Here is a 20,354-nt window from a genome sequence, read left to right as displayed (position 1 = left end):
AATTCGGAATGGCGGTCAGGCGAAGCGATTGTTCCGGGGAAATCCGGTCGGCGGCATCCTGCCCGCTGCTCCGCGCGCCGCGCGCCATGGCGAGACGTCTGCCTCGGTCCGTGTGCGTCCCGTATCACCTCCCATGGGCCAGCTGATCCCCTCCGAATAGCGGAAGGTGATTGCATCACTAAGGCCGCCATCGCGATATCGCTGCAACTGCGCGCCTTGCCCCCGCGTCATTTCCGGCAGTTCGCTCAGCGGAAATACCACCATCTTCCGATTGTCGCCAATCGCGGCGACATAATCGTCCTCGGCAGCGACCGGGCGAACGAGCGCCAACTTCGCACCAGGGCGCGGCGTTACAACCGTCTTGCCCTTTCGGGTCTCCGCCAGCACCTCATTCACCGGCACGACGAAGCCGCGTCCGTCGCTGGCCGCAACCAGCAACTTGCCGTCACGTTCGGCGCGAAGCAGCCGTACGATGCCAAGCCCGCCATCAAGATCGATGGTAGCACGCACCGGCTCACCAAAGCCGCGCCCCCCCGGCAATTTGTCCGCCGCCAGTGTGTAGAACCGGCCATTTTCCGCGGCGAGCAGCAGCTTGTCGGTCGTCTGCGCATGGAAGGCGAAGGCAGGTCCATCCCCTTCCTTGAACTTTAGCGTCTCGGCGGAGGCCAGTTCGACATGCCCCTTCATCGCGCGGATCCAGCCCCGCTGGGACAGGATCACGGTGATCGGCTCGCGTTCGATCATCGCTTCCAGCGGGATCTCGCGCGCCGGCGCGGCTTCCTCGATCGTCGTGCGCCGCTTGCCGAGTGTCGTCTCCGGGCCATAGCGGTCGCGGACCCTCTCGAGATCCTTCTTCATCCGCGTGCGCTGCCGCGCGTCCGATCCCAGCAGCAGCTGCAGGCTCGCTTGCTCCTTCTCCAGGGCCGCCTGCTCACGCTTCAGCTCCATCTCTTCCAATCGGCGCAAGCTACGCAGCCGCATGTTGAGGATCGCCTCGGCCTGACGGTCGGTCAGCGCGAACTCCGACATCATCACGGCCTTGGGCTCGTCCTCCGTACGGATGATCTCGATCACGCGGTCCAGGTTGAGGAAGGCCGTGATGTAACCCGCAACTAGCTCCAGCCGGTCCGCGATGTTGCCCAGCCGGTGCTCGGTGCGCCGGCGAAGCACGATGAATTGGTGCTCCACCCAGGCCGACAGTGCCTCAGCGAGGCTCATCACCCGGGGCGTACGACGTGCATCCAGCACGTTGAGGTTCAACGGCACCCGCGTCTCGAGATCGGACATGCGGTAAAGCCCGTCCATCAGCACCTGCGGGTCGACGGTCCGACTCCGGGGCTCCAGCACCAGGCGAATTTCCGCATCTGATTCATCGCGAACGTCCGCCAGAATCGGCAGTTTCTTGTCGTTCACCAGGCCAGCGATCTGCTCGATCAGCTTGCCCTTTTGCACGCCATACGGAATCTCACTGACGACGATCTGCCAGCCGCCGCCCTTTTCCTTCTCCACCGTCCAGCGGCAGCGGACGCGGAAGGCGCCGCGCCCGGTGGCATAGGCCTCACGGATGATCGCCGGCGGATCAACCAGCAGGCCGCCGGTGGGGAAGTCCGGCCCCTGAACGAACGCCAGCGGATCGGCGGCAGGATCGTCGATCAGCGCGATTGCCGCGTCGAGAAGCTCCGCCGCATTGTGAGGTGGAATACTGGTGGCCATGCCCACCGCGATACCGCTAGCGCCGTTGGCAAGAAGGTTGGGGAACAGGCCCGGAAACAGCTCCGGTTCCTGCTCCTCGCCATTGTAGGTGGGGCGGAAGCCGACGGCATCCTCGTCGAGCCCGTCCATCAGGTCGATGGCGACCTGCGTCAGCCGGGCTTCGGTATAGCGGTAGGCGGCGGCGTTATCGCCATCGATGTTGCCGAAATTGCCCTGCCCGTCGACCAGCGGATATCGCAGGGCGAAATCCTGCGCGAGGCGCACCATGGCGTCATAGACCGACTGATCGCCATGGGGATGGTACTTGCCGATCACGTCGCCAACGACGCGGGCGCACTTCTTGTATCCCTGCGTGGGATCCAGCCGCAGCAGCCGCATTGCCCACAGCAAACGGCGGTGAACGGGTTTCAGACCGTCGCGAACATCCGGCAGCGAGCGCGCGGTAATCGTGGACAGCGCATAAACGAGATACCGTTCCGACAGCGCTGAATCGAACGGTGCATCGAGCACGCCCACGGGCGGATTGTCGGGTGGCAGCACGGTCGCGTCGGTCGGCATGGCCCGCCTGCTAGCAGTATGCGCCCTTGTTCCACAACCGTTCCGCTTACCCCTGTCCTACATTCGCGCCGCATGCCACACCCCGAAAATGACCTTGCACCGCCACGCCGCCGCAGCCGCGTCCTCGCCTCGATCCGCTGGTCCGTTGCCACGAACTCGAACCTCGCGGTTGTCTCAACTTTCTCAACACTCGCGCCGGATCCTGCTTGCCTGTGCCCTGCTGTCGGCGCCATGTTCCGCCACCATGTCCTTCGCCGAACCCGCAACAACCCCCTTCAAGCCTCTGACTTGGGATGATCTTTCCAGCCGGCCCCGCCCTACACCGGACGCAACGATCACTTACGGTGACGATCACATGCAGAAGGTCGATGTCTGGGTTCCGGCCGGGTCCGGCGCCCATCCGGTCGTGCTCATGGTTCATGGCGGCTGTTGGCAGACCTCGATCGCCGATCGAAAGATCATGGACTGGATCGCAGGCGACCTTCGAGCAGATGGCATCGCGGTATGGAACATCGACTATCGCGGCGTAGACCGCGCCGGCGGGGGCTATCCCGACACCTTCCTAGATGTTGCGAAAGCTGCCGATCAACTTGCGGTACATGCGGCACATTTCAGGCTCGACACGCGCCGCGTCGTAGCCGTTGGCCATTCGGCTGGCGGACACCTCGCGCTTTGGTTGGCGGCTCGGCGCAGGTTACCGACTGGCAGCCCGCTTCACAGCACCGATCCACTGGCACTCAGCGAAGTGATAAGCCTTGGCGGGCTGCCCGACCTGGAGGCAACCGCCAGGAGCCCTGACAATGGCTGCGGCATCGCGGTGGTCGAAAAGCTTGTCGGGTCAGGACGCGCAGACCCTTATGCCGATACGTCCGTGCCCCGGCTCTTTCCTCTCGGCATGCCGCAAACGCTGGTCAATGGACGAGAGGACCGCATTATCCCCTATCGAATGGCCACGGATTACGTTGAGCGCGCACGGGCTGCCGGGGACGAGGTAGATCTCGTCACGGTGCCTGCTACCGGCCATGTGGAGCTGGTCACGCCTGGCACCGACGCTTGGCTGCGAACCAAACAGCTGATCCGCACCGCGCTGAAGCTTTCGCAATAGTCGGCGTGCCCGGGAAGAATGCTCGCGTGATTGCACCGCAGCGACCCTTCCCTTATACGGCTCGCCATTCCCGCCCCGGCCGCGCCGCTATCCGTCGCGTTCGCCGGGGCTGTCCATTTCAGGGGTGATGCAATGGCGCGGCGCCGGCAGATCTACGAAGGCAAGGCGAAGATCCTCTATGAGGGGCCTGAGCCCGGCACCTTGATTCAGTATTTCAAGGACGACGCAACTGCTTTCAACGCCCAGAAAAAGGGTACGATCAACGGCAAGGGCGTCCTGAACAATCGCATCTCGGAGCATATCTTCACGCTCCTCGGCAATATCGGCGTTCCGACTCACTTCATTCGCCGGCTGAACATGCGCGAGCAGTTGATCCGGCAGGTGGAAATCGTGCCCATCGAAGTGATCGTGCGCAACGTGGCTGCGGGATCCCTCAGCAAGCGTCTCGGCATTGAGGAAGGTACGCAGCTGCCGCGAACGATCCTGGAATATTGCTACAAGGACGACGCGCTCGGCGACCCGATGATCTCGGACGAACATATCGCCGCCTTCGGCTGGGCCAGTCAGGACGAGATGCACGACATCGCTGACCTGGCGATCCGGGTGAACGACTTCCTGTCAGGCTTGTTCGCCGGCATCGGCATCCGCTTGGTCGACTTCAAGCTCGAGTTCGGGCGCATCTGGGACAATGACTACGGCCGGATCATCCTGGCTGACGAGATTAGCCCGGACGGCTGCCGGCTTTGGGACATGACCACTAACGAGAAGCTCGACAAGGATCGCTTCCGCCGTGATCTGGGCGGCGAAGTTGAGGCATATCAAGAGGTTGCACGCCGTCTTGGCCTGCTGCCCGAAGGTGGCGAGACGGCGATCCTCGACATGGCCGAGCATCGGGAACGTCGCGGAAAATAATGGCAGATCCGCTTGCGGCTTCGCCGCCTCACGCGCGAGGAGGTTGCGATCCGTGGGCGGTTGGAATAGCGGGCACCTCATGAAGCTGCGCATCTACGTAACGCTAAAGCCCGGTGTCCTCGACCCCCAGGGCAAGGCGATCGAACACGCCCTGTCCGGCCTCGGCTTCACCGGCGTTGAAGGCGCCCGCGTCGGCAAGCTCATCGAGCTCGACGTTGCTGACTCGACGGACGATGCACAGATCGACGCCATGTGCCGCCAGCTGCTGGCGAACACGGTGATCGAGAACTACCGGATCGAACGCGCATGAAATCCGCGGTCGTTGTCTTCCCCGGCTCCAACTGCGATCGTGATCTCGCCGTGGCGCTGGAGGAAGTCACCGGCAAGAAGCCGGACATGGTGTGGCATGGCGACGCGGAACTTCCCGATGGCGTGGGTTTGATCGCGGTCCCCGGGGGGTTTTCCTACGGCGATTACCTGCGCTCGGGCGCCATGGCAGCCCGTTCTCCCATCATGCGGGCGGTGGCGGACAAGGCGGCTGCCGGCGTTCCGGTCCTCGGCGTGTGCAACGGCTTTCAGATCCTCACCGAATCAGGCCTGCTCCCTGGCGCGCTCATGCGCAATTCGGGGCTCAACTTCGTGTGTCGGGACGTCGCTCTGACGGTGGAAAATGCTCAGAGCACCTTCACGAGTGGTTACGCGGCCGGGGAAACGATCAAGATCCCAGTCGCTCACCACGACGGTAATTACGTCGCCGATCAGGAGACGCTCGATCGCCTTGAGGGCGAGGGCCGAGTCGCGTTTCGCTATGCCGAAGAGGTCAACGGTTCGGCCCGGCGGATTGCGGGCATCCTGAACGACGCTGGCAATGTGCTTGGCATGATGCCCCATCCGGAACGTCGGATCGAGGGCGCGCATGGCGGAACCGAAGGGCGCCGCCTGTTTGAGGGATTGCTAGATCTCGTCAGCTGATCGAGGGCGCGCGCGGGTCAGCGCGCCTACGGGATTGCTCACCAGAACGCGCTCCCGCCCTGAGCTCAGCATCTCGATCAAGATCTCTGAGCGACCGCCAATCAAACGCGAGTGCCAAACGGGTTGAAGTCCGTTCCCTCGTCGAAGACGTCCACGCCTTCCGCTCGCTTCAGAGATCCAACGACCACATAGGTGAATGGCGTCAGGAGCACCTCCCATGACACTTTCAGGACCCATTGAGTAAAGAGCACCGTCACTACGAGGCCGGTAGTCCACCCCTCCGCACCAAAAAACGCGAGCGGATAGAATATGAGGCTGTCGACTCCTTGCCCCGCGACGGTTGATCCGATGGTCCGCATCCACAGGTGCCGCCCGCCCGTCGCCACCTTCAGCCTGGCCAGAACATACGAATTGACGAACTCGCCCGCCCAGAATGCGCACATGCTGGCAAAAACGATTCTCGGCACCTGGCCGAACACCGCCTCATAGGCCTGTTGATTGGTCCAGTCCGGCGCGGGGGGCAGAGCAACGACCACCCAGGCCATCAACGCCATGAACACGGCCGCCGCGAAGCCGGCCCAGATCACGCGCCGCGCACGGGCATAGCCGTACACTTCGGTCAGCACGTCACCGATCACGTAACTGACCGGGAAAAACAGGATGCCCGCGCCGAACGGCCAGTATCCGACCCCAGGCAACCAGATCTGCGCGACCTTGCCAGCCCCGAGCACGTTGGAGAGCAAAAGCACTGCAACGAACGCCGCCATGACAAAGTCGTAGTATCGCAGGCTTTGCCCACGCAGCGTACGTGCCGAAACGCGGTTCGGTTTTGCCCCCTCGGTCATTCGAAGATCATGCCGACGGTTTCGCTTGCCCGCAATCCACGCTAACACGCCCCGGTGCGCGCCCGTAGCTCAGTTGGATAGAGCACGAGCCTTCTAAGCTTGGGGCCGCTGGTTCGAATCCAGCCGGGCGCGCCAAACGCGACTTACCCTTTCCATCCGCAATCGCCACGCATCGGAATGGATGTCAGCGACGGCCAAGTGCCGCGGGCTATCGCCATATACCAGCTATAAAGTTCGCTTCCCGCTCTTGCGTATGACAGCTCACCAGGCCAGTCTGGAAAGCATAGGACCGGAAAGCCGGCGATTTAAGGAGAGGGTTATGGAAGCAGCAAATACGGTTCTGTTCGCCGCGGCTGGCATCGGCGCGGTAGCAACGATGAGCAGCATCCTTTTTCTCGCACGTCGCGCCAGATAGCTGACTCAACCCGGACGAACGACTCTCCTGTAGAGAGCGACGCCTACAACCATTGCAAATAGAGCAGGCGGCAGGAGCCGAGCCTCCGTCCGCCACCGCCGCCCAAGCTGATCGGGAGCGAATGCCTCGCTCCCGACATGAAGCGACGCGCCTCTCCCGAACGCAACACGCTGAACCGCGATGCGGCTTCCACGTAGAGGGAGACAGTCGAGGTTGCGCCCTCAAACGAACCAATCGCCTGCGCCGACAGAGGGCGTCAGGTCCAGCATATCGCGACGCATACGGCGAGGGAGCGCCGGATCATCGCTCAGCCAATCGTTCCAGCGTGCGAGGAACAGCGCCAACTGCTCCCCAGGTGGCACCGTTACGCCGCGAGATTTCTTTTCCGAATGAATGAGCTCAGCGGAAGGATTGTACACGATCCGATATCCCTGCTGCCGCATCTTGAGGCAAAGATCCGTGTCGTTGAACTCCAGACTGAACCTTTCATCGAACCCGCCGACAGCCGCAAGAACGCTGCGGCGAGTTGCCAGCACCGCCCCCGTTACCATGGAGACTTCGCGCTGGGTGATCGCCCAATCCTGGTACGTCGGGCTCGAAGCCCGTGCTCCCAACCACGCGTGAACGCTGGTACCAAGGACGCCGCCGTAGATCCCAGCGTGCTGAATCGTGCCGTCATCGTAAAGCAAGCGCGGTCCTACCGCGCCCACGTCTCGGTCCATTGCAAAGCCGGCGAGAGCCCTCAGCCAGCCTTGGTCGAGCGCCACGACATCATCATTGAGCATGACGACCAGTTCGCTGTCAGCAGCCTGCCACAGCTGGTTCATCTTGGCGGCAAAGTTGAAAGGTTCATCCTCACCTCGCAAAGTCTCGATCCTCTGCAAAGTGAAGGGCCAGTCGGTGAGCGCCCAAGATGGGGTGCCGGAAACGTCGTCTCCAACCAGTACCGTCATGCGGCCGGCCGCCCATTTCACTTCGGCAAGACTCAGGAGCAACCGCTCGATGTACGTGCCCGCGCCATCCTCTACGGGTGTACGCTTGGTCGGGATGCACAAGGTGACATGAGGAAACTCGCGCTTAAAACGCGCTGAGAGCTGCAGTGATTCAGGAGCGCGCCCATCGGTCACCGAATAGCCGGCGTAGAGCGGCGACCGCTCAAGCAAGGCGCGGCGGGCGGATGCCGGCGCAGCACTGCGCCGACCGCCCTGCACCATCAGTACGTCTGATATGCCGCCGATCGACAAGCCGTTCTCGGCCGCCCGCAGTACCAAGTCATACACGGCCGCATCCCCAAGCTCCGGGCGCAACCCGCCGACATCGTGCAGCGCCGAACCCCGGATAAATACCGGTGCACCGATATAGTCCTGAGCGGCAAACAGGGTGCGGTCGAAGGCAGGCTTCAGACGAACCTGCTGAAGCAGCGTGGCCTCGCCAAAAGCGACGTCGTCGGCATAGAAAAGAGATACGTCGGGCCGGGCGGCAGCGTGCCGTGCGATGATAGTGCCGGTTCTTGGATGAAAGCTCGCATCTTCCGGAGCGATCAACAACCAGACATTGCGGTCATTGGGGATGTGGGCGAGGCCGTCACTCGCTGGGGTGAGCGATCCTGCCGCCAGCGACAGCACCTGGAGCGCACTCGTACCCGCCTCCCCACGGCCGGTCAGGTCGGACAGGGGCGTACCTGATACGCCTTCCTCTATCCTGGGCAGCGGATGACGAACGGCCTCAGCGCCAGAAACCACTGCATCCAAGCTCTTCGCGATAGCAGCGCCAACTGCTTCGATCGAAAGCGTTTCGGCGACGCGCGCGCGCGCAGCGTCTCCGATGGTTCGATCGCCCGCATCCACGCGTTCTGCGGCAACTACTAACGCCTCCGCCAGTGCGGCCTGATCCACACGCGCCCAAGTTCCGCCGCGCGAGTAATGTCCGAAATCTTCATCCAGCGTCCACGTTTCCGCGCGGACGGGGAAGCCGCATGAGCCGTCGAGGAACTGCCTTGTGCCGCTATAGTCGGTTGCCACGACCATCCGTCCGGCCGCCATCGCCTCGGCAACCGTCAGCCCGAAGCCCTCCGAACAATGCGGCGAAGCATAGATGTCGCACGACGCGATCAGGTCAGACAGTTCATGACTCGTCAGCGATCTATCAAGCAGGATGACGCCGTCGGTCGCCTCGGCAAGAGCGGCCAGTGCCCGTCCCTCGCCAGGACGATCCATAAGGTGCTTGGTCTTGAGAACGAGAGTCCAGCCGCGTGCGGACAGGCCGGACGCCGCAAACGCATGGACGAGCGCGGCCGGGTTCTTTCGAACGAGGTAACTCGCGCCGTCGAACACGTACAGGATCAGGCGGCGATCTGCTGGAAGCTGCAACGTCGTGCGAATAGATGAGACAGCGCCGAGGAAGTCACCAGCGACCGGCACCACATGGGGGATCACATCAACGGGCGCTTGCTCTTCCGCCGCAAAGACCTCGGCATTGTAGCTGCTGGGAGCCCAGATCCGGTCAACAGATGCGAAGTCCTGGTGCCATGCCGCAGGCAGCTGCTCCATCTCCCATACCCAATAACCAACGCGATGCCGGGCCTGGCTGACGTCCCTTCGCTGATCGTCGGTCAGCAGGTGCCAGGAATCAGGATTTAGATGAACAATCGCGACGTCGGCCGGGCCGGCGAAGTCGATGACGTCGTGCGGCGGAACGAGCGGCTTATGAACGTGGAACGCTTTGCGGATCGGATGCAGGTTCAGCCGCACGCCCGCTTGGCGAATGGCAGCGATGATGCCCCTGCTCGCCGCTCCCAGGCCATTGTCGTAATTCCAGGGGCCATAGAACGCGACTTTATATGGCTTGCTGGGCACATGGCTGCCCCCACCACTCGGCACGGGCCGGGCGAGTAATGGATAGCCGGCACCGGGAAGCGGCTCGTCTGTGTAATAATCCGAAGCCGCTTCGATCATGTCGCCATCAAAGCCGGCGCGCCTCAACTCACTCTCTAGACCGTCGGTGGAAACGTGCGCAAACCCGTTCCGCAGCAGGGAGCATTTCACGAACGGGAACCCGGCTTGAAGAAGCCGCTTCCAGGCAAACAAGGTCGGGTTGCGAGCCTGGTCGACCTTGAAGATGCTGTCGGCGGAGAAACCGGCTTCGCAGACGCGCTGCGCGAGCGGCACCTCATATCGGTTGATGATGGCGTCCTTGTCCGAGATCACCTCAACGGAGTTCACGAACAATTGAAAGGCATAGGAGGCCAATAATGGCCCGCTGACACGCAGGAAGTAGCTTTGCAGATGCCAGCCACGCTCAAGCGACTCTGTCAGGCCAAGTAGATCAACAGAACTCTTCCGTATCCGCCCGATCAGCTCGGCAAAGCCGGCCTTGCTACTCGGACCTACGATACTGTCATTGATGATGTACAGGCATTCCGCGGCATACAGACGCGGCTCCAGCCTCAGCATGTGCGCCCACGCGCCGAAATCATAACCTTTGTTTTCGCGGACCACGGCGCTGGACACCGTCTCCAGCAGTTCATCATCAAGGACCATCGGCCGATCGCAGTTGACGACCAGCGACACCGAAATACCTTGTTCGCGCAGAATCCGCAAAAAGCCGCGCACGAACGGCTGAAGCATTCCGGTTGCGGCGTAAGCCACGAAGATCGCATGTTCGCCGCCGACACCGACGAGCGGCTTGGCGACGACGTGGCGGGCGGCAGTGACGTGCCGAGCCAAGTCCGCTTCCACAGAGCTGGGAAACGTGATCGTCAGAGGGGAGCCATCCAGGAGGTCGCCCGTCGAACGCAGCCGCACATCTGCGCGCACTGCCTCACCAGCGAGGTCCTCCGCATCGACGAATATGGTGAACCCGGCCGGCCCGTCCGTGAAACCAGCGTCCGTCACATCTGCGCGAAACTGAGTCGCCGTGCCCGAGCCAATGACTCGCCCATCCAGAGTTACAATCTCGATTTCGGCAGGCCTACGCGCCGGCTCGGGCTCCACGGCCCAGCCACGCACCACCTGCCCCTCGACCCGGTCGACGCTGCCCACCATGCGTCTTCCGCCCCGTCCACGCTGAGCGGCAAGATTGCGTTCAGGCGTTATCCCGAGCGATTCCAGCTCGGTACGCGCCGAGAGATTTCCGTCGATCTGAAAACTGCGCGCGTAATATCCTTCTGCTTCGCGCAGCTTGCGCAAGGACTTCATCAAATGCCCGAGGTTCAGCGCCAGGTCGGAGTCGTCTGGCTGCAGAAGCTGTGCTTGAAGATAGGCCTCCTCTGCCCCCGCTGGGTCGCCTGACTCCTTCAACGCGTGGCCAAGCTGCACCCAGATCGCAAAACTGTTCGGATCCGCCTCCAAGTACGACCGATAATGCCCTGCGGCCGATGCCCAGTCGCCATGGTCGCGCGCCTTGTCGCCCAGCAGCCGATATTTGGCGTTCGCTGGCGATCGGCCGCCCGGCAGTCCGAGCACCGCCGCCGCACGCGCGAAATAGCTGCGGACCATTATTCCCCCGTTCCCGTCGACTGCCCCCTCATACGAGCTAATCGATATGTGCTATGGTGTTAAGCGGCCTTCGAGTGTCGCGGCGGGGGAAACGGGTTCATGTCGGGGCAGAACGATGCACCTGCCAGGGATGGCGACTGGCGCTCCGATCGATCTGCTTCAGAATTTCGCGGATCGTCGGCTCTCTCAACAATTCGAACGGTTTGTCATCTCTCCGCCAGTACGGACTGATGCCGGGGTCATCGGCCAACGCCTCTCCCCAACGATCGAGCAGGTCCAGGCGCTCACCTTCGTCCCATGCGATCGCAGCCTGCGTCTGGTTGCGACCTCGCGTAGCCCCCTCGTGATGGATGGCTTCGATCGCCGGGCAGTAAAGGATGACTCTCCCGAGTTCGCGCAGTCTCAGACATAGGTCGACGTCACTGTGCGCCACCATCAGTCGAGCCGCGTCGAATCCGCCGAGTTGGTTGAAGTCGGAACGCCGGACCGCGAGAAAGGCCCCGGTGAGTGCGCATACGGCATGGGTGACCACGTAGCGGCGCCCAGGCCCTGGATCTGCCGCTGGAACGCCCCTTCCCTCATGTTCGGTTCCGCCAGGTCCAAACCCGAAGGCAATGCCTGCGTGTTGGATGGTGCGGTCTGGGTAGAGCAGCCGAGCGCCTACTGCGCCGGCGTCGGGACGGCTCAGGCCATCGGCGACGAGATCATCCCAGCCGGCCGACAACATCTCCACGTCATTGTTGATGAAAACGATAAGCGGAGCGTCACTCGCCGCCGCTCCCATGTTCGATGCCAACGACCAGTTGAAGGGCGAGTCGAATCGCAGGACGCGCGCTGCACCATCCGCCGCCAGGCGATCGAACAAAGCGGCGGTGTCCGCCTTCACGCTGCGGTTGTCGACCACGACGATATCCAACCGGTCCGGCTGCCGTGCGGTTGCTCGCAGCGTATCAATCGCGCGACCGAGCAGGCCGGCGTTATCTCGGGTAGGGATGACGACCGCGATCCGATCGCTTCGGGGTGTGGGCGTAGGGCGGATTGCTGGGGAATGCACCTCGGGAGAAAGTCGGCCCGGCCTTGCATCTTCCGGCTCGGCGCGCCCGGTCCTGGCGATCAGGGGCAAGCTCACCTGCGTCGCAAGCAAACGGGGAACATGGGCAACCCTGCCGCCGCGGGCGACATCGAGCAGAGCCCGCTTGCGAAGCTCCGCCCCACCATATCCCATATCCACCACCGGCGCGGCGAGCGCGACGACGGCCGGAACGATGCCTTCGGAGATCAGGGCTTCGTCATACGTGCCGAACAGCACCGGGTCCGCGCGCAGCATGCGCAACCCCGGATCCGCCACGCCGTGATCATGGTCGGCGTAAACCGCCCCTGCTCCAGTGCGGATCAACGCGAATGTCAGCCACGCCAGCGCTTCGGGATCAAGGACCGTGCCCGCATCCAGGAGCACCAGAGGGCCGGCACCGGCGGGCGCGACTGCATCGCCACTCACGAACTCTATCCTGGGGTCCGTTTCTGCAAAGGACGCGACGGGCCCCTCGCCCAATTCCGTGGACGCCAGCACCCGGGCCGACCAGTCACTCACCGACTGATCCTGCAAGCTTCGCAACGTCGCACGCAACAGAAAGGGAGCAGACCGCCGTGCATCCACAAGCACGGTGACCGGGGGCCGCCGCCCTTCTATCGGAGGGGGTGGGCGTATCGCCACGTCCCGACGGAACTGATCATAAGCCGCAACTGGATAGGCCAAACCTGCAGCGAGTGTCTCTTTCGCAAAGCGCTCACTCGCAAGCGCCTCCGCTAGCGCCATGATCTTCTGCCAGCGCTCAGCCGGTCGAAGCTTCTCCTCCACCTCGGAAAGCTGCTCGGACCGATTCCGCGCGCGCTTTGGCGCCACATGATAGCCCGCCTGCTCCGGCAATGGCTCAAGGGCTGGCACGACCGCTTGTAGGTTTGCTCGAGGATCTCGTCGTGCCCAGCGCGTCATGATCGCTCCCACATCGCTTGTGCATGGCCCAGCCGTTATGAGGTGACAAGGCAGCTCCGACGATTGCCACCGGATCATTCGCTCGCCTACGGTTCCAGCATGACCGCCCAGACGCTCGATCCCTTTGGCTACTGGCCGGCCAAGCGCAGCCGCATTCGCTCGCTCGGCGGACGTGAGAAGAGCGACGATGCGAATTACGTCTTCCACACCTCTTATGTGTCGGTACCCACCGGGCCAGCGGTGGCCGAAATCTCCTTTGATGATCTTGTTGCGGATACCGGCATGATTGCGGTCCGCATCTTTCAGCACTTCCCAGCCGGAAAGCCGGCGGTGACCGAGCGCGGGAAGGTGACCGCGCTTCTCCCCTCCTTGGCGAGAGCGCCTCGGACCATCAAGCTACCTTTCGACGCGGTGGCGGGGGCCACCTACGCCATTACGGGATATGTGTTTGGCGAATGTGACGCGCACGCTCACGGCATCGCTGTTGCCATCGCCGGACGACAGGGCGAACGCGATGACCCATCCCGGGCGCGCAGCCTGTTCGGGCGTCTCAAGGCGCGCCGGGCGAGTGCAATGATCAGCAGCGACTCACCGCAGCTCGCCTGGCCAGTGTCTCAGGGCTTCACGCCGGATCAAACGCGGGAGCCAGACTTTCATCGGTTAAGCGCCCTGCTCACCAATGGCGGAGCGGTGATCGAGCGCTGGGAATCAGCCTATATCCTGCGCGTCCTGGAACAATACGGGCGGCTTGAAGCCGGTGCGCGGGGACTCGCCCTGTCCGCTGGACCCGACCCAGTCGCCGCAGTCGCGCAAGACGCGGGATGCATCATCGAGACCGTCGCCGTAGGCTCGGGCGCTACCATTGAGTCCGCCTGCGCCGCTCGTTTCAGGGCGCCGGAGGAAGGCGTTGGCTTCGACTTCATCTACGCACGCAGTACGGTGCTTGGGTCGTGCGGCTCCGCGCAGGCGCTCGCAACGATTGAGGACATGCTGGCCCGTTTGCGGCCGGGCGGCCTGGCCCTGCTGATCGTCAACACCGGTCCGCACTTGGACCAGCATGGTCTAAATCGGATTGTTTTAGGCATTGCCGCCTTCGGCCATATTGCTGCTCAGCTACGCCACGGCGACACAGCAGGCGGGTCGGTCCCGTTCGGTCTGGTGGTCCGCTCTTCGACGGAGAACGTGATCACGTGACGCCAACGGGCACACTTCGTATTTCCGAAGTTCCGGCCGCGAGCTAAGGACGAGCGATGCGCTTCCTGGATCACCAAGCCAGCCCCGCGGACATTCGCCGCCAGGGCGAAGCGCAGGGCGCCATCTTCGACATCTGGGCACTACGATCCGGCGATCGCTGGCGGCACGAAGCGGTCATCCGCGGCTTGTGCCAAACTGCCTATCTGGGCGATCACATCGCGATCTGCCGCATTCTTGGCCGCTACAAGATGTACGTCGACACACGGGACGTGGGTGTCGCCAGCCATCTAATGCTCGATGGCTATTGGGAGATGTGGAACACCGAAGCCATTGTCGGCTTGGTCAAACCAGGCATGACCGTGCTCGATGTCGGCGCCCATTGCGGCTACTTCTCCGTGCTGATGGCCGACCTCGTCGGACCGCAGGGCAAACTGCTGTCCTTTGAACCCAATCCGCCCATTGCAGAGCTGCTCCGCCGCACAGTTGCGGTGAACGGCTTTGACAGGCGCACCACGGTTTTCGAAGTCGCGCTCGGCGATAAGACCGGTTCCGCCGTGCTGGACGTTCCGCGGAACGAGCCCAAGAACGCCCATGTCGTGCAAGGCACGCGCGGGCCAGGAATGGTGGAAGTCGCGCTGAAACGTGCGGACGAGATCCCTGGCGCACTCAACGCAGATTTCATCAAGATTGATGCGGAGGGAGCGGAGCAGGAGATCTGGAAGGGACTAAGCGGCATCCTGTCGCGAGAACGTCCGCTGACGATCCTGCTGGAATTCGCGGCTGTCCGCTACAATGACCCTGCCTCATTCCTCGAGGAAATACTCGGGCACGGCTTCCATCTCGCCGAGGTTGACCTGGTAGGTGGTATCCAGAGCCGCACCCGCGAGGAGGTTCTGAATGCCTCGCCCGTGGACGACCAGATGCTGCTTCTCACCCGGAACTAAGCGCTCGCTTGCCTCCGGTGATCGGCGACCGAGTCGACGACGTCCAGCACGATGTTCAGGTGGCGGTCCCAGCTCATTGGAGCCCATCCGCGCATCCGCTCGCATTGCGCTGCCCGCATCGCTGAGTTCGGCTGTGCATAATCAAGGATCGTTCGCAGCCACCCCATGCCGTCTAGCGGATCCAGGTAGTCGGGCAATTCACCCCCCGCCTCGCGGAGCGCGCTTATATCGCTACAGATTACTGGAACGCCCGCGGCCAGAGCTTCCGCAACCGGCATACCATAGCCCTCTGCAAAGGACGGCAGCAGCACCGCACGGGCGCCGCCCAGCAAACGCGTAAGCTGCCGATCGTCCACATCCGGTTGCTCGATTACATGACCACGTAGCGCTACCGAGCGCTCCAGCAGATCGATGACGTTTTCATTCTCCCAACCGCGCCGTCCGATCAGGATGAGGCGCGGCGCCGCATCTCCCATGCTCTCGGCCATGCGTCGCCAAAGGTTCAGGAGCAGCAGGTGATTCTTACGCGGCTCGATCGTGCCGATACAAAGAAAATAGGGCTTCTCCTGCGCATTATCCGGCGCGGGCGGGACGGGATCACTCCACTCGCAGCCTAAATGCGCGACGCGGGCCAATCGCCCTGGTCGCGCGGTTAGATGTGGCTGGAGAGCATCAAGCGTGGCTTGTGAGTTCGCGATGATGCCGTCGGCAAACCGGTCGATCGTACGGATACGTCGCGCATGTTGCGCCGCTCCGTTCGGCCGCGCGAATTCGGGATAGGTCAGCGGGATCACGTCGTGAACCAGGTTCACGAACCGTGCGCGTTCGGTTTGAAGGATGCTGCGCACGAGCTTGCCGTCCTCCAGGTGGTGCGGCGATGCCTGGAGGTACACACGCGGCCCGAGCGGCACCGGCACCGCTCGGGGTCGAAGGGCGAAGAGATGCCGAATGGCCTGGGCTCGCACCGCTTCCGCTTGCGCCTCGCCCCGCGCCTGCCATCTTGCCTGGGTAAACGCCAGAAACTGCCGCACCGCGCCGATCTCCAGCCGCCCGTAATAGCCGCCCGCGGGATGCACCGCGGCGAAGCGCAGCCGCTCCGGCACTCGCCTCAGCAGTTCGACGGCATAGGCATATTCGACTCGGTCGATGCCGGTCGGCGTCAGGTGATAGGCACGGCTCAGCAGACGCGACAGATCGAACACGATTGGCCGGTGCGCACGCCGGCTGTGCCGGCCAGTACCGGGCAGCCCCTTGCTGAAAAGCATCTGCGCCGGCGCGCGGAAAGGCTTCAGCGCCAATGCGCAATCCGTGTCACATTATCGACGCGAGCGGTGACAGGGGTCGCCGCCGTCAAGCGCGGGACCGCGTTTTCGACCAGCATCGCCAGCCCCTCTTCGCTCAGGAACCCACCATGTACGAGCGATCGATTGACGAACACCCGGCGCACCGCGGCCCATAACTCGGCGTCAGGCGCTGGGGGATCGGGCCAGAAGTCGTCCAGCGCGCCGCGGTGCACGACGCCGTCGACATCATAGACGGCATGGCCAAGCACGGCGACGGGCACGCCATGATTCAGCGCCAGCGTGCCGACCGTGCTGTTTACCATCACCGCACCGACAGCAAGCGGCAGCAGCTTCGCGACGTCGCCCTCGGAAATGTAGAAGATCCGGTCCTCCACTCCGTAGCGCAGCGCGAGCTTGCGCGTGATCCGCCGCCACGGAGTCAGGCCGTTGTCCAGAGGGTGCCGCTTCACCAGCAGTCGGCTGTTCGCAGGTGCCCCCCGTGCGAAGCTCTTGATGATGAAACGCAGCGCAGCACGCATATCGCCAAAGGGCGAGTGGACGCGCAACTGGTAATCGGAGTTGAGCTGAAGCGGCGCTAGAAAGATCGGGTGCTGTTCTCGCTCCGGCAGGACCTTGGCCAAGGTTCGCTGCGATAGCCTGCGCTCGCGTTTGTTGTTCGCTGCCCATAGGGCCCAGCCGGCGGCCTCGACCAACGCGTGATTGGGCCGGTGCGTGCGATAGAATGGATAAGCGGGGGCCAGCAACATCGTGGCGAGCAGATGGCTGATGGTTTCCTCTGCCCGCCGACGGAAGCTGGATGGCACCGGCTCATGGTCCGGCTCCGGCGGCAGGCGCGTCGCCTCCGCCCGAAACCACAGTGGATCGCGCGGCATGCGCGAATGACCGTTCACCCCACCCTCTTCCAGGGTCACATAGTCCGGGCGGATATAGCCTTCCTCAAGCACGTGGACGCGCAGGCCACGAACCTTGGCCATGCCGTGCGCACTCGAGTGATGAGGACGACAGTCGCCAAACAGCACCACGTCCGTGATCGCGTGATCGACGATGAAATCATCGAAGAACACGGGCCAGTAGCGCAGGGTACCTCGATAATCGACCGCAGGCCCCGGCCAGTCCAGCCGATCCCCACCGCACAGGTTGATTCGGAACACGCTATGTCCAAGCGCTGTCAAGGCACCGCCCAGCCGTGCGAAATAGGACCCGTGCGGCCCTTGCAGGAACAAGAAGCGGCGCTGCTCCCCCCCGGTCATGAACGCCCCCTTGCAACATGCCGCGCTGCCAGCCGCGCTGCGCCATAGGCGCGCCGAAAGCCCGTAAGGGCGCTGTAAGCAGGCTTGTTCGTCTTGGCGAGACGTTCTACGATGACTTCCGCAGAACAGGGCAGCCCAGTCTCCGGATCAAGATATCGCGGCGCGAGGATCAAAGCCCCTGCTACCAACGCATCGATTGAAAGCGGCCGCCCGCGGCGCGCGGGAATGTCAGCGAGATCGCGCGTCAGCCCCCATCCGGCGTAGAATGGAACGCCATGAACGGTCACCGTCACGCCGCGCAGCAATGCTTCGAATCCGGCCTGCGAAGAAAAGACGTGGACACCCTGCACCTTCTCCAGCAAGGCAAGCAGGGATCCGCCACCAGCGATCAGATCCACGTCTTCTGAACCCGGCAGCACGCCGTCTCGCAGGCCGGCCATTACGTCGGGATGAGGGCGGTAGATGATGAAGGCGTCCGGCTCGCATTGGCGGACACGCCGCAGAAAGCTGCTCATCCCTCCGTCGCCACTACACAGCACTGACAGATCGTCCGCGACCTGACCAATCGCCAGCACGATGCGCCGGCCAGTCGGCAAGTTCGGCAGCGGCGCGTCTTTGTCGACGCCATATTTGCAAAGCCGCGCTGCAACGATCCGCTCGCGTAACGCCTTCGCCCGTTGCAGCAATGGCTCGTCGAAGTGGTAGGTTGCGAGCAAGGTCTCGATCTCGCTCAGACCATTCGGATCGTAGTGAATACCCCCTGTACGATCCACGATGATCGACAATGGGGGCCGGCACTCCGCACCGAGCCCCGAAGACCTCAGAAAACCATCTTCGATCTGCCAGGCGGCCACTCCTGCCTGCTTCGCTTTTGTTGAAAAGTCCGCGGGTGTGCGAGACGGCCAATAGGCAATTGCTTCCCCTGCCTTGGCGGAACTGAGCGCACGCTCGACCGAATGAAACGGCGGCTGCTTTTCACCATCCCACAGGAAACGCCCGATCGCCTCTCGCTTCCAGGCGCTCATGCCCGCTGCAGCAACGATCGGGCGGTTGGCGCTTAAGGTGCGGCGCCAGTCGGCCAGGATCTTCACGGCTTCATGTGCATCGCACGGCGCACCGCTGAACGGATTGCGATAGCAAGCCGCTTCGACTGCCCTGACCGCCTCCATTCGGCGGTCGGGCTCGCCGGGTTCGCGAGCTATCCACCGCAAAATGCCGCCTTCCGAGGCATCCGCGGCCGCACCTCCGGCCGCAGTGCTCAGCCAGAAGGAGCCGCCGACGCCGTTCTCACGCATGGCGGCAAAGAGCCGATCGGGATCGCGAAGCGTGGACTGGCCGGGCCGCGACACCGCAGCTACTTGTTCCCCCACCCAGGGGAAGGGCGGAGATCGAAGCAGGGGGGCGGTCGATGTCGCGACCACAGCTTATCCTCCCTCCTGCCTCAGGCCGCGTGCTCGCGCACGCCAGCCGCGATCAGCCAGCCGATCGCATAGACCACCAGCAGGGCGCACAGCACGGTGACCAGGGTCAGTGCACGCTTCGGATAGAGCGACTTCACCGGCATGTTCGGCTCGACGACGCGAACGACATACAATTGTTGCCGCACCGCATTCTGCCGCGCCTGCTGATAGGTGGCTGCCGCCGCCTCGTAGCGCTTGGCAAGCAGTTCCTGCTGAATGCGCAAGCGCTCATAGCCGCCCAGACCCTCCGCGATAGTGCTCGCACCGCCTGCAAGGCGGCCGTTCTGCGCCGCCAATTGCCCCTCCAGGCTCCGGATCTGCTGCTTGAGTGCCTGAACCTGCGGGCTGTCCGAACCGATCAGCGATTGGGTGGTTGCCAGCTGCGCGCGCGCTGCCGACAGTTCCTGTGACAGGCGGGAAACCAGGGCGATCTGTGCCTGCGCGGTGCCGGCGGGGTCCACGTCGCGCCCGGTCTGGCGAAACCGCGTAAGCTGAGTTTGCACGTCGCTCAACGCCCGCTCGGCTTCATCGAGCTGACGGCGTGACAGGGCGACCGCGTCGGAGAAGCCGCGGATGTTCATCTCGTTCACCCGCTGCTCGCCCAGCGTCAGAAGCGCGCGAGACAAATTATACGCGTCGCCCGGACGGAAGGCCCGCGCCTTCAGCGTGGTGATGCCGGTGTCGGTGTCAAAATACACGTCGACCTGCTGCTGATAGTAGCGCAGCAGGAATTCCGGTGTTGGCTGGGCCACCGTCAACCGGCTGACGAGATCGGCCTCCGGACGACGAAACAGCGCCACCAGGTTGAGCCGCTTCTGAAGAGTGGCAACGACGTCATGCGAGGTCAGGTAATCCGCCACGCTCTGCGCCTCGGTGGACGCAGCTCCCCCGCCCCCGGCCCCGCCAAAGCCGAGCGCGGCTGTGATACCACCCACCGAGGGGGCAGGATTGTTGCCGCCTTGCGTGCGAACGATGAAATGCGCTTCCGAGACATATTGATCGGACGCCATGGCATAGAGGTAGGTCGCCAGAAGCAAGGTCGGCGCGACCACCACCACCGCAAACCACTTGTACCGCTTCCACAGGCGGCGAGCACGCGTGCTCAGGGGCGGCGCGGCCTGAACTTCCGCATCAGCCGGCGTCATGAAACCGTGCACGCTTAACTCCCCCTCATCGTGCAACCCACAGTGCTT

At 63.3% G+C, this 20,354-nt stretch carries 14 protein-coding genes and 1 tRNA gene; 7 read left to right on the top strand and 8 right to left on the bottom strand.

The window, feature by feature from the left end; translation table 11 throughout:
* Positions 1-15: 15 nt before the first annotated feature.
* Positions 16-2,271, bottom strand: coding sequence for a DNA topoisomerase IV subunit A (gene parC, locus LK535_RS01005; RefSeq protein ID WP_227770041.1), 2,256 nt, complete (start codon positions 2,269-2,271; stop codon positions 16-18).
* A 355-nt stretch (positions 2,272-2,626) separates the two neighbouring features.
* Here parC and LK535_RS01000 point away from each other — a divergent pair, with 355 nt between their 5' ends.
* The 4 genes from LK535_RS01000 (at position 2,627) to purQ (ending at position 5,260) form a co-directional block, all read left to right on the top strand.
* Positions 2,627-3,376 (top strand): alpha/beta hydrolase family protein, encoded by a 750-nt coding sequence (locus tag LK535_RS01000; RefSeq protein ID WP_227770040.1) that lies wholly within the window; start codon positions 2,627-2,629, stop codon positions 3,374-3,376.
* Between the two features lie 132 nt (positions 3,377-3,508).
* On the top strand, positions 3,509-4,288 hold the full coding sequence (gene purC, locus LK535_RS00995) for a phosphoribosylaminoimidazolesuccinocarboxamide synthase (protein WP_066778739.1): 780 nt from the start codon (positions 3,509-3,511) through the stop codon (positions 4,286-4,288).
* A gap of 79 nt (positions 4,289-4,367) precedes the next feature.
* A complete protein-coding gene (gene purS / locus LK535_RS00990) occupies positions 4,368-4,598 on the top strand; it encodes a phosphoribosylformylglycinamidine synthase subunit PurS (RefSeq protein ID WP_227770039.1) in 231 nt (76 codons plus the stop codon).
* The gene (purQ, locus tag LK535_RS00985) at positions 4,595-5,260 is read left to right on the top strand and encodes a phosphoribosylformylglycinamidine synthase subunit PurQ (RefSeq protein WP_227770038.1); all 666 of its coding nucleotides are present in this window, start codon (positions 4,595-4,597) and stop codon (positions 5,258-5,260) included. The genes purS and purQ overlap by 4 nt, the downstream gene beginning before the upstream one ends.
* 101 nt (positions 5,261-5,361) lie before the next feature.
* Here the strand turns inward: purQ and LK535_RS00980 are convergent, their stop codons facing one another.
* Positions 5,362-6,105, bottom strand: a complete 744-nt coding sequence (locus LK535_RS00980; protein WP_227770037.1) for a queuosine precursor transporter — start codon at positions 6,103-6,105, stop codon at positions 5,362-5,364.
* A gap of 58 nt (positions 6,106-6,163) precedes the next feature.
* Here LK535_RS00980 and LK535_RS00975 point away from each other — a divergent pair.
* Positions 6,164-6,240 (top strand) — tRNA-Arg (locus LK535_RS00975).
* 501 nt (positions 6,241-6,741) lie between these two features.
* Here the strand turns inward: LK535_RS00975 and LK535_RS00970 are convergent.
* Positions 6,742-11,016 (bottom strand): rhamnan synthesis F family protein, encoded by a 4,275-nt coding sequence (locus tag LK535_RS00970; protein WP_227770036.1) that lies wholly within the window; start codon positions 11,014-11,016, stop codon positions 6,742-6,744.
* A gap of 97 nt (positions 11,017-11,113) precedes the next feature.
* On the bottom strand, positions 11,114-12,607 hold the full coding sequence (locus LK535_RS00965; RefSeq protein ID WP_227770035.1) for a glycosyltransferase: 1,494 nt from the start codon (positions 12,605-12,607) through the stop codon (positions 11,114-11,116).
* A gap of 501 nt (positions 12,608-13,108) precedes the next feature.
* On the opposite strand from LK535_RS00965, the gene LK535_RS00960 reads away from it, so the two are divergent.
* Positions 13,109-14,203, top strand: coding sequence for a hypothetical protein (locus LK535_RS00960; protein ID WP_227770034.1), 1,095 nt, complete (start codon positions 13,109-13,111; stop codon positions 14,201-14,203).
* Between the two features lie 56 nt (positions 14,204-14,259).
* Positions 14,260-15,147: an FkbM family methyltransferase gene (locus LK535_RS00955; RefSeq protein ID WP_227770033.1), complete on the top strand. Its 888-nt coding sequence runs from the start codon at positions 14,260-14,262 to the stop codon at positions 15,145-15,147.
* Here LK535_RS00955 and LK535_RS00950 read toward each other — a convergent pair.
* The 4 genes from LK535_RS00950 to LK535_RS00935 form a co-directional block, all read right to left on the bottom strand.
* Entirely contained in the window at positions 15,144-16,445 is a 1,302-nt protein-coding gene (locus tag LK535_RS00950) for a glycosyltransferase family 4 protein (RefSeq protein WP_415837050.1), read from the bottom strand. The two genes, LK535_RS00955 and LK535_RS00950, sit on opposite strands and share 4 nt — an antisense overlap.
* Positions 16,436-17,701, bottom strand: coding sequence for a capsule biosynthesis protein (locus tag LK535_RS00945; RefSeq protein ID WP_227770032.1), 1,266 nt, complete (start codon positions 17,699-17,701; stop codon positions 16,436-16,438). The genes LK535_RS00950 and LK535_RS00945 overlap by 10 nt, the downstream gene beginning before the upstream one ends.
* Positions 17,698-19,050 (bottom strand): beta-3-deoxy-D-manno-oct-2-ulosonic acid transferase, encoded by a 1,353-nt coding sequence (locus LK535_RS00940; RefSeq protein ID WP_227770031.1) that lies wholly within the window; start codon positions 19,048-19,050, stop codon positions 17,698-17,700. The genes LK535_RS00945 and LK535_RS00940 overlap by 4 nt, the downstream gene beginning before the upstream one ends.
* Positions 19,051-19,142: 92 nt before the next feature.
* Entirely contained in the window at positions 19,143-20,318 is a 1,176-nt protein-coding gene (locus LK535_RS00935; RefSeq protein ID WP_227770030.1) for a lipopolysaccharide biosynthesis protein, read from the bottom strand.
* Positions 20,319-20,354 lie beyond the last annotated feature (36 nt).

Origin of the sequence: Sphingomonas sp. IC4-52 (assembly GCF_020707225.1) — a bacterium.
GTDB lineage: Bacteria > Pseudomonadota > Alphaproteobacteria > Sphingomonadales > Sphingomonadaceae > Sphingomonas.
This window is presented reverse-complemented; position numbering and strand designations above follow the sequence as displayed.

Coding starts and splice junctions, on each gene's coding strand:
- parC (WP_227770041.1), bottom strand. CDS start 2,271: ATGCCGACCGACGCGACCGTGCTGCCACCCGACAATCCGCCCGTGGGC.
- LK535_RS00970 (WP_227770036.1), bottom strand. CDS start 11,016: ATGGTCCGCAGCTATTTCGCGCGTGCGGCGGCGGTGCTCGGACTGCCG.
- LK535_RS00945 (WP_227770032.1), bottom strand. CDS start 17,701: ATGACCGGGGGGGAGCAGCGCCGCTTCTTGTTCCTGCAAGGGCCGCAC.
- purC (WP_066778739.1), top strand. CDS start 3,509: ATGGCGCGGCGCCGGCAGATCTACGAAGGCAAGGCGAAGATCCTCTAT.
- LK535_RS00960 (WP_227770034.1), top strand. CDS start 13,109: ATGACCGCCCAGACGCTCGATCCCTTTGGCTACTGGCCGGCCAAGCGC.
- LK535_RS01000 (WP_227770040.1), top strand. CDS start 2,627: ATGCAGAAGGTCGATGTCTGGGTTCCGGCCGGGTCCGGCGCCCATCCG.
- purQ (WP_227770038.1), top strand. CDS start 4,595: ATGAAATCCGCGGTCGTTGTCTTCCCCGGCTCCAACTGCGATCGTGAT.
- LK535_RS00955 (WP_227770033.1), top strand. CDS start 14,260: ATGCGCTTCCTGGATCACCAAGCCAGCCCCGCGGACATTCGCCGCCAG.
- LK535_RS00980 (WP_227770037.1), bottom strand. CDS start 6,105: ATGACCGAGGGGGCAAAACCGAACCGCGTTTCGGCACGTACGCTGCGT.
- purS (WP_227770039.1), top strand. CDS start 4,368: ATGAAGCTGCGCATCTACGTAACGCTAAAGCCCGGTGTCCTCGACCCC.